Source organism: Mesorhizobium sp. WSM4845 (assembly GCF_055811455.1).
Genome location: NZ_JBVVQA010000006.1, coordinates 191,515 through 201,142, shown reverse-complemented (window position 1 = coordinate 201,142; position 9,628 = coordinate 191,515). Strand labels below are relative to the sequence as shown.

Sequence of the window (9,628 nt, the reverse complement as noted above, 5' to 3'; positions counted from 1 at the left end):
CCGCGGCCCCCCCGCCCTTCCCACTATCTGGGGCGGCGGGGGGGGGGCGATTTTTTTTTTTTTTTTTTTTTTTTTTTCCCCCCAACCCCCCCCCCCCCCCCCCCCCCCCCCCCCCCCCCCCCACCTCTCCCCCGATCGACGGGGGAGAGGAAAGCGCGCGAACTGCAGGCTCCCTTCCTCTCCCTCCGGAGGGGGGAGAGGTGGCGCTGCGAAGCAGCGACGGAGTGGGGGATGGCCTGGGAGAGCAACTGCCAATTGAAGCAAGAAGCCTTCGACGCTTCCCAAGTAAAATGGCCGGCAGGCCAAAGGGGGTGCCGCGTGATGCCTAAACGTTGCGCTATCACACAAATCTCCCGCCTCGCCCACCGCGCCGGCGGCAGTGCGGCCGCCAACCGGATGGTGCCGGAAGAGACGCCGGTGGCGTTCTCCTTTGCCGGCACCACTCACGCGGTGATGATGGCAAGTCCGGCCGATTTCGAGGATTTCGCGCTCGGCTTCTCGCTGACCGAAGGCATTGTCGCAAACGGCCGGGAAATCGAGGAGATCGAGGTCGAGGATCACGGCGCCGGCATCGACATCCAGATCAGGCTGAAGGACCAGGCCAATACACGCTTCGAGGCGCGGCGCCGACGCCTGGCCGGCCCGGTCGGCTGCGGGCTGTGCGGCATCGAGTCGATCGAGGAGGCGATGCGCTCGGTCGAGGCGGTCGGTTCGTCACGACTTACACTTAACACCGACGACATCGTCCTTTCGGTCAGGCTTTTGTCGAAAGCGCAGCCGCTTCATGCCGAGACCGGTGCGGTCCATGCCGCCGGTTTTTATATCCCCGGCAAGGGCATCGTCATGGCGCGCGAGGATGTCGGCCGCCACAATGCGCTCGACAAGCTGGCCGGGGCGCTCGCCAAAGCCGGGATCGATGGCACCTTGGGTGCTGTCGTGGTGACATCGCGCGTTTCGGTCGAGATGGTGCAGAAGACGGCGGCGATCGGCGCTGCGTTCATCATTGCCGTTTCGGCGCCGACGGCACTTGCCATCCGTACCGCCGGTCACGCCGGCATGACGCTGGTGGCTTTGGTGCGCGGCGATGATTTCGATATTTTTACCCACCCCGACCGGGTGGCTACCGGAGTTGCCAAGCATGTCGCATGACGAAGGCCACATCATGAGCACCAGCGAAAAGCTGGTCCGCATGGCCAACCAGATTGCCACCTTTTTTCACTCGAAGCCGCGCGAGGAAGGCGTTGCCGGCGTCGCCGAGCACATCAACAAATTCTGGGAGCCGAGGATGCGGCGGCAACTGTTCGAGATGCTGGACGATGGTGGCGAAGGCTTCAACGAGCTTGTCGTGGCCGCCTCGGCAAGGATCAAGCGGCCGGCCGCACCGGAAGCAGCGGGCTTCGGCGCCGATGCCGGGGGGCGTCGTTCCAAGCGGCAAGGGCCTTGGGGCCGGTGAGTCGAATACCGGGATCGCCGCTTCGCAGAAGTAGGCCCGGTGCTGCCCCTCATCCGGCCCTTCGGGCCACCTTCTCCCCGTCAACGGGGAGAAGAAAAAGGCGCTACCCGTGCGCCACCATCACATGGCGCACGGCGGTATAATCCTCCAGCGCATAGAGCGACATGTCCTTGCCGTAGCCGGACTGCTTCAGCCCGCCATGCGGCATCTCGTTGGTCAGCATGAAGTGGGTGTTGATCCAGGTGCAGCCATATTGCAGCCGGGCGGCCGCCGCCATGGCGCGCGAGACATCCTTGGTCCACACCGAGGACGCAAGGCCATAGTCGCTGTCATTGGCCCAGTTCACCGCCTCGTCGACCTCGGCAAAGCGGGTGACGGAGACAACCGGCCCGAACACTTCGCGGCGCACGATCTCGTCCTCCTGCAGTGCGCCGGCGACGACGGTTGGCTGGTAGAAGAATCCGGTGCCCTCGCCCGGCTTGCCGCCGGTGGTGATCTCGATGTGCTTAAGCTCCGAGGCGCGCTCGACGAAGCTCGAGACGCGGTCGCGCTGGCGGCGCGAGATCAACGGCCCGATCTCGTTTTCGGTGTCGTCGGGGGAGTTGTATTTGATGGTCGAGACGGCAGAGGAAAGGTCGGCGACGAGCTTGTCGTAGATCTTCCGGCCGGCATAGATGCGACAGGCGGCGGTGCAGTCCTGGCCGGCATTGTAATAACCGAAGGCGCGCAGGCCGTTGACCACCGCGCCGAGATCGGCGTCGTCGAAGACGATGACCGGAGCCTTGCCGCCGAGCTCGAGATGCGTGCGCTTGACCGATTTGGCGGCGGCCTGCAGCACCTTCTTGCCGGTGGCGACATCGCCGGTGATCGAGATCATGTTGATTTTGGGGTGGTTGATCAGCGTGTTGCCGACGCTGTCGCCTCTGCCGAGCACGACGTTGACGACGCCCTCGGGCAGTATCTCGGCAAGGATTTTTGCCAGCTTCAGCGCTGTCAGCGGCGTCTGCTCGGACGGCTTGAAGACAACCGTGTTGCCGCCGGCAATCGCCGGCGCCAGCTTCCAGGCCATCATCATCAGTGGGTAGTTCCACGGCGCGATCGAGGCGACGACGCCGATGGCGTCGCGGCGGACCATCGAAGTGTGGCCGGGAATGTATTCACCGGCGACCTGGCCGGGCATCGAGCGGACAGCGCCGGCAAAGAAGCGGTAGCAGTCGACGATCGCCGGGATTTCGTCGTTGAGCACGGCATTGATCGGCTTGCCGCAATTGAGTGCCTCGAGGGCGGCGAAATCTTGTGCCGCGGCCTCGATGCGATCGGCGATCTTCAGGAGATAACCGGAGCGCTGCGCGGGCGTGGTGCGCGACCAGGTGACGAAGGCTTTTTCGGCCGCCAGCACCGCCGCCTCGATCTGCGCCTGGCTGGCTTCAGGCAGGTTGAGGATAGTCGCCCCGGTCTTCGGATTGAGGATCGGCTCCTCGGTCTCGGTGCCCTTCTCGAATTTCGAGCCGATCAGCATCTTTGTGTCCATGGCAGTCTCTCCCTTATGGATTCTTGACGTCATTTGCCCGAACCGGCGATCTGGTCGCCGTCGCGGGTCAGGTAATAGGCGACGAGGATGGGCAGCAGCGTCACCAGCACGACGACCATGGCCACGACGTTGGTGACCGGGCGCTGGCGCGGACGGATCAGTTCTTCCAGCATCCAGATCGGCAGCGTCTGCTGCTGGCCGGCGGTGAAGGTGGTGACGATGACCTCGTCGAACGACAGAGCGAAAGCCAGCATGCCGCCGGCAAGCAGCGCGGTGGCGATGTTGGGCAGCACGACATGGCGAAAGGTCTGGAAGCCGTCGGCGCCGAGGTCCATCGACGCCTCGATCATCGAGCCGGAGGTGCGGCGAAAGCGGGCGACAGCGTTGTTGTAGACGACGACGACACAGAAGGTGGCGTGGCCAAGCACGATCGTCCAGAACGAGAACGGAATCTCGGCCAGCGAAAAGGCCGAACGCAGCGCGATGCCGGTGATGATGCCGGGTAGCGCGATCGGCAGGATGACCAGCAGCGAGATGGTTTCGCGGCCAAAGAACCGTGTTCGCGACACGGCGGCCGCGCAGAGCGTGCCGAGCACCAGGGCGACGAGTGTCGAGATAGCGGCGACACGGACCGACAGCGACAGCGCTTCCCACACGTCCGGGCGGTTCCAGGTGACGGCGAACCATTGCATGGTCAGCCCCGGCGGCGGCCAGGCGAAGCTCTTTTCCTCGGTCGTGAAGGCATAGACGAAGATCAGGAAGATCGGCAGATGCAGGAACAGCAGGCCGCAGGCGGCGGCGACCTTCAGGCCGAGAGGGGCGGTTGGTGAGCCATCAGAGCGCATCGAAGGCCCCCATGCGCTTGGCGCCCCAGAGGTAGAAGCCCATGATGACGATCGGCACCACGGTGAAGGCGGCGGCGAGCGGAATGTTGCCGGCGGTGCCCTGCTGCGAATAGACGGCCTGGCCGATGAACAGCCGCGAGGTGCCGATGATCTGCGGGATGATGTAGTCGCCCAGCGTCAGCGAGAAGGTGAAGATCGAGCCGGCGACGATGCCCGGCAGCGCCAGCGGGAACAGCACGTTGCGGAAGGTCTGGCCGGGCGAGGCGCCGAGATCGGACGAGGCCTCGACCAGATTGCCCGGCACGCGCTCAAGCGCCGCCTGCACCGGCAGGATCATGAACGGCAGCCAGACGTAGACGAAGACGATGAAGGTGCCGGTGGACGACACCGACAGCGAGTTGCCGCCGACGACCGGCAGCGACAGCCAGCCATCGAGCAGCCATAGCAGATGCAGCTTGGCGAGCAGCCAGGTGAGAATGCCTTCCTTGGCGAGAATGAGCTTCCAGGCGTAGATCTTGACCAGATAGCTCGACCACAGCGGCAGCATCACGCCGAGATAGAACAGCGCCTTCCAGCGGCCGCGCGCATAGCGGGCCGCGTAATAGGCGATGGGAAAGGCGATGGTCGCCGAGGCGAGCGTGACCAGGGCCGCCATCGTCACCGTGCGCAGGATGATGTCGAGATTGGCGGCCTGCAGCAGGTCGCCATAGGTCTTCAGCGTGAACTGCCGGTTGATGAGGCCGGAGAATTCGTCGATCGAGAAAAAACTCTGCAAGAGCAGCGCAAACAGCGAGCCGACATAGACGATGCCAAGCCACAGCACCTGCGGCAGCAGCATCAACAGCAGCAGCAGCTTCGGCTTGCGCCAGAACAAGTCGGACAGGGCGCCGCGCACGCCGCCGCCGCGGGGGAGGACGGCGGGAGCGGGTTTTGCCTGGGTCGCAGTCAGAGTCATGGTGTCTTCGACAGGCCGCGATCCTTCGCGCCCCCCTCTGTCCTGCCGGACATCTCCCCCACGAGGGGGGAGATCGGCTGTCGCGACTGCTTTCGCCAATCACCAACGTTGCAGAAGAGGCGCCACTGGCGAAGCTGCCGATCTCCCCCCAAGTGGGGGAGATGTCCGGCAGGACAGAGGGGGGCGCCGTGAAGCGCCGCACTTGGCCTGTCAGCCAAGACTTTCCTCACCGCCATCATCCCGGCTCGTCCATCAGATGCAAATGCTCGCGGTTGAAGGTGAGCACGACCGCCTCGCCTTCGCTGGGCAATTTCGCCCCGGCCGGCACAATGGCATGCAATCTCAACCCGTCGGCGTCGAGCGCCAGTCTGGTCGTGGCGCCGAGATAATTGGTCGAGACGAGGCGAGCGGCAACGCCGTCGCCCTTGGCTGCCTGGCCGATGCGAATGGATTCAGGGCGCAGGCTGCCCCAGCGATGCTGGCCGGAATAGCGCTGAACGAAATCCGGCGGCAGCACATTGGACGAGCCGACGAAATCGGCGACGAAGCGCGTCCTCGGCCGCTGGTAGATGTCCTCCGGCGTGCCGATCTGCATGATCTTGCCGTCGTTGAAGACGGCGACGCGGTCGGCCATCGACAGCGCCTCGCCCTGGTCGTGGGTGACGAAGATGAAGGTGATGCCGAGCGCCTTCTGCAGCGACTTCAGCTCCTCCTGCATGTTTTCGCGGAGCTTGAGGTCGAGCGCGCCAAGCGGCTCGTCGAGCAGAAGCACCTTCGGCTGGTTGACCAGCGCGCGGGCGAGCGCGACGCGCTGGCGCTGTCCGCCGGAAAGCTGGCTCGGGCGGCGGGCGCCGTAGCCGGGAAGCCGGACCAGCGACAATGCTTCCTCGGCCGCCTTCTGCCGTTCGGGCTTGCCGACACCCTTGACCATCAGCCCGTAGGCGACGTTTTCGAGCACGTTCAGATGCGGGAACAGCGCGTAGTCCTGAAACACGGTGTTGACGTTGCGGCGATAGGGCGGAACGCCTTCGGCGCGTTCGCCGAAGATGGAGATCGAGCCCGATGTCGGCTGCTCAAAGCCGGCGATCAAGCGCAGGCAGGTCGTCTTGCCGGAACCCGAAGGTCCAAGCATGGCGAAGAACTCGCCCGGCACGATGTCGAGATCGACCATGTCGACGGCGCGCACGCTGCCGAAATGGCGCGAGACTTTCTGGAAGGAAACGGCTGATGTCATGGGCTGTCCTGATCTGCCACGCTCGTCAATTCAGGCGACAGCGCTGACCCTCATCCGCCTGCCGGCACCTTCTCCCCGTAGGGACGTGGAGAAGGGGCTAGCCGCAACGCTCGCGACCCCCTCTCCCCGTTGTTCACGGGGAGGGGGCAAGGGTGAGGGGCAGCGCCAACTGGCGAGCAATGCGAAACGAACTCACCGTCCGCCGATGACGCCGATATAGTCCGACACCCAGCGATAGTAAGGCACGCACTGGTCCTGGGTGGCGCATTTCGACACCGGCGTCTTCCAGAACTTGATCTTTTCGAAATTGTCGTAGCCGTTGGTCTTGCAGCCTTCGTCGCCGAGCAATTCGTTGCCCTTGCAGGCAGCCGGCACCACCGGCAGCGAACCGAACCAGGCGGAGACATCGCCCTGCACTTTCGGTGACAGCGAGTGCTCCATCCACATATAGGCGCAGTTCGGGTGGGCTGCGTCGGCTGCCAGCATGGTCGTGTCGGCCCAGCCGGTGACGCCTTCCTGGGGGATGGTCGAAGCGACCGGCTTCTTGGCAGCAACCAGCGTGTTGACCTGATAGGGCCATGAACCGGAGGCAACGACGCCTTCGTTCTGGAAATCGTCGACCTGGATGGCGGCGTCATGCCAGTAGCGTCCGACCAGCGTGCGCTGGACGCGCAGCAGATCGAGGGCGGCCTTGTACTGGTCTTCGGTCAGCTCGTAGGGATCCTTGATGCCGAGCTCCGGCTTGTGGAACATCAGATAGTTGGCCGCATCGGCGATGTGGATCGGCCCGTCATAGGCCTGGACGCGGCCCTTGTTCGGCTTGCCGTCGGGCAAGGTCATCTCCTCGAAGACGACGTTCCAGCTCTTCGGCGCTTCCTTGAACACCTCGGTGTTGTACATCAGCACGTTCGGCCCCCACTGGTAGGGGGCGCCGTAGTGGACGCCGCCGACCGTGAACCACGGCGCATCCTTCAGCCGGTCGTCGACCGTGTTCCAGCTCGGGATGAGATCGGTGTTGATCGGCTGGACCCGCTTGCCGGCGACAAGGCGCAACGACGCGTCGCCCGAGGCAGTAACAAGGTCGAAGCCGCCCTCATTCATCAGCGCGACCATCTCGTCGGAGGTGTTGGCGGTCTTGATATTGACCTTGCAGCCTGCGTTCTTCTCGAAAGACGTGACCCAATCATAGTTCTTGTCGGTTTCGCCGCGTTCGATGTAGCCGGGCCAGGCGACAATGTTGACCTGGCCTTCGCCCTTGCCAAGTTCCTTAACCTGGGCGATCGCCTGGCCGGAGAAGGCCAGCGCGACCGTCAATGCAGTGCATGACTTCAGGAATGAATTCATCGTCGATCTCCCATCTGAGGGGCCGCACTCTCGCGGCGGCTTGGTCCCTGATTGTCAAAGTGCTGTGAAATTTCCGGTTTCGCAAATTCATTTGTCAGAAAGGCGATATCGGTTTTTCCGATAGGTCAGCGGCCGTTCTTGTCCAGCCGCTGCCGAACCATGCGCTGCGACTGGGCAAGCCCGATGAAGTCGCGCGCCGCCTGTGACAGGCCGGAGCCGCGCCGCCAGACCGTGCCGACCTGGACAACCGGCAACGAGCCCGAAATATCGCGCGATTCGATGCGGTCGCCTTCCAGCGACCATGGCCGGTAGACGAGGTCGGGCAGCAGCGCCACGCCGGCGCCGGTGGCGACGAGGCTGCGCACCGCTTCGACCGAGCGGGTGCGGAAGGCGACATGCGGCTTGGCGGCGATCGCGGCCAGCAATTTTCCGGTATTCTCTTCGATCTCGTCGACGGTCAGCATGATCAGCGGCTCCGACGCGATATCGCTGATGCCGATGATGTCGGCGCCGGACAGCGGATGGCCAAGGGGCAGCCATAGCCGGTAGGGCGAGACTTCGAGAATTTCCGATTGCAGGGCGGTGCGGTCGCGCAGGTTCGAGGTGACCATGACGGCGATGTCGAGCTTGCCGCCGATCAGCAGATGTTCGAGGTAGTCACCATTGTCCTCGATGGCCGAGATCTCGACGCCCGGATAGGCGCGGCGATAGCGGGCGAGAAGGTCGGACAGGACATAGCCGGCAACCAGCGAGGTGACGCCGAGTTGCAGCCGGCCGCCAGCCGCCGCTTGCTCGCCGGAGAAGGCGCGGCGCGCATCGGAAACATCGGCAAGGATCTTTGTCGCGTGGCGCAGGAACTGGTGGCCCTTGTGGGTGATGTTGAGGCCGCGCGGATGGCGCTCGAACAGTTCGACGCCGAGATCGCCTTCGAGCTCCTTGATCGCCTCGGTGACCGACGATTGCGAGATGGACAGGTTTTGGGCGGCGCCAGTCACTGTGCCTTGCTCGGCGACGGCGATGAAGAACTGCAATTGGCGGATGGTGAAGGCCATCGCCGGACTAAACACCGGGACGGCAAGGAAGAAAAGCCGCCGATCCCAGGCTCACCGCATTACTGCTCTGGCCAGGTCAGATCCCGCTTTCGCTGCCGGCAATGCTGAGCCGTGCGCCAGCCTGGGCAAGCGCTGCGGCGATGGCGTGCGGCGGCGGCCGATCGGTGACGAGTTCGGAAAAACCGTCGAGGCCGCAGACCTGGACCAGACCTTGGCGGCCGAACTTGGTGTGGTCGGTGATGACGAGCGAGCGCTGGCCGCGCGACAGCACCATGCGGGCGAATTCCGCCTCGTCCAGATCATAGTCCATCACGCCGGTGACGGCATCGACCGCGCCGGTGGAGATCACAGCGTGGCTGACGGAAAAGCGGCTGACGAATGCAATGGCCGAGACGCCGAAGGCAGCGCCCGAATCGCTGCGCAGTTCGCCGCCGGCCATGTAGACCTTGTTGCCGTTGACGGTGGCCAGCGTGCGGGCGATGTCGGAGGAGTTGGTGACCACCGTCAACCGCCGGTGACCGAGCAGTTCGCGGGCCAGGAAAGAGGTCGTGGTGCCGGTGTCGAGCATGATCGCTTCGCCGTCGCGGATGGTGGCGGCAACCATGCGGGCGATGGCGCGCTTGGCATCGGCATTCTCGCGCATACGCCGCTCGAACGGCGCCTCGCCGGCCATCGACGGCAGGCCGACGGCGCCATGCATCTTCAGGATCGAACCGTCACTGGTCAGCGGCTTGACGTCGCGGCGCACGGTCTCCAGCGAGACGCCCAGCCGGTCGGCCAGGCTGGCGATGGTGACGGTGCCTTCCTCATGGAGGAGACGCAGTATCTCGCCATGCCGCTTCGAGGGCATCGGTCTCACCCAATCGACTTGTTGCGCTACTGACCGCTTCTAAGGCAAATCGGCCACAGTTTACAAGAAATCCTTGTGATTTCGGGCAAAAAGCCACAAGTTGTCGTTGACAAGCCGGATCACATGGCGCGACACTGGCTTGTGACAGGCTTCGGAACTGCCACGGGAGAACGATGGCAGAGCCGCACCAAAATTCGCCTGCCCGAACGTCCGGGAAATCGTCTGACGTAAGGGAAAAGGACTTTTTTGAATCCGCGGGGGCGGATGCCGGAGTCAAAGAACCCGGCACTGGGGCTCGTCGGTGCGGTGCGGGATACCGATCCCGGGATCCCGCACCGACGAGGACTTCGCATTGCTCCCTCCT

At 64.2% G+C, this 9,628-nt stretch carries 10 protein-coding genes; 2 read left to right on the top strand and 8 right to left on the bottom strand.

Annotated features, from left to right (window positions below; all coding sequences use genetic code 11):
- Positions 1 to 255: hypothetical protein (locus AC0L2C_RS09980; RefSeq protein ID WP_473523276.1), on the bottom strand; the 255-nt coding region annotated here is incomplete at its 3' end.
- Positions 256 to 321: 66 nt separating this feature from the next.
- Here AC0L2C_RS09980 and fdhD point away from each other — a divergent pair.
- Together fdhD and AC0L2C_RS09970 are read left to right on the top strand one after the other, a co-directional pair.
- Positions 322 to 1,149, top strand: coding sequence for a formate dehydrogenase accessory sulfurtransferase FdhD (gene fdhD / locus AC0L2C_RS09975; RefSeq protein WP_473523275.1), 828 nt, complete (start codon positions 322 to 324; stop codon positions 1,147 to 1,149).
- Entirely contained in the window at positions 1,139 to 1,453 is a 315-nt protein-coding gene (locus tag AC0L2C_RS09970; RefSeq protein ID WP_473523274.1) for a formate dehydrogenase subunit delta, read from the top strand. Before fdhD ends, AC0L2C_RS09970 begins: the two co-directional genes overlap by 11 nt.
- A gap of 103 nt (positions 1,454 to 1,556) precedes the next feature.
- Here the strand turns inward: AC0L2C_RS09970 and AC0L2C_RS09965 are convergent, their stop codons facing one another.
- From AC0L2C_RS09965 to AC0L2C_RS09935, 7 genes are all read right to left on the bottom strand, one after another.
- Positions 1,557 to 2,984 carry a gamma-aminobutyraldehyde dehydrogenase gene (locus AC0L2C_RS09965; RefSeq protein ID WP_473523273.1) on the bottom strand — a complete coding sequence of 476 codons (1,428 nt, stop codon included), beginning with the start codon at positions 2,982 to 2,984 and terminating at the stop codon, positions 1,557 to 1,559.
- Positions 2,985 to 3,013: 29 nt separating this feature from the next.
- Positions 3,014 to 3,829: an ABC transporter permease gene (locus AC0L2C_RS09960; protein ID WP_287217673.1), complete on the bottom strand. Its 816-nt coding sequence runs from the start codon at positions 3,827 to 3,829 to the stop codon at positions 3,014 to 3,016.
- Positions 3,819 to 4,784: an ABC transporter permease gene (locus AC0L2C_RS09955; RefSeq protein WP_473523272.1), complete on the bottom strand. Its 966-nt coding sequence runs from the start codon at positions 4,782 to 4,784 to the stop codon at positions 3,819 to 3,821. Before AC0L2C_RS09955 ends, AC0L2C_RS09960 begins: the two co-directional genes overlap by 11 nt.
- A gap of 235 nt (positions 4,785 to 5,019) precedes the next feature.
- Positions 5,020 to 6,018 (bottom strand): ABC transporter ATP-binding protein, encoded by a 999-nt coding sequence (locus tag AC0L2C_RS09950; protein WP_473523271.1) that lies wholly within the window; start codon positions 6,016 to 6,018, stop codon positions 5,020 to 5,022.
- 192 nt (positions 6,019 to 6,210) lie between these two features.
- Positions 6,211 to 7,362 carry an ABC transporter substrate-binding protein gene (locus AC0L2C_RS09945; protein WP_473523270.1) on the bottom strand — a complete coding sequence of 384 codons (1,152 nt, stop codon included), beginning with the start codon at positions 7,360 to 7,362 and terminating at the stop codon, positions 6,211 to 6,213.
- Positions 7,363 to 7,487: 125 nt separating this feature from the next.
- Positions 7,488 to 8,414 (bottom strand): LysR family transcriptional regulator, encoded by a 927-nt coding sequence (locus AC0L2C_RS09940; protein WP_473523269.1) that lies wholly within the window; start codon positions 8,412 to 8,414, stop codon positions 7,488 to 7,490.
- 76 nt (positions 8,415 to 8,490) lie between these two features.
- The gene (locus AC0L2C_RS09935) at positions 8,491 to 9,264 is read right to left on the bottom strand and encodes a DeoR/GlpR family DNA-binding transcription regulator (protein WP_128183265.1); all 774 of its coding nucleotides are present in this window, start codon (positions 9,262 to 9,264) and stop codon (positions 8,491 to 8,493) included.
- Positions 9,265 to 9,628: the final 364 nt, after the last annotated feature.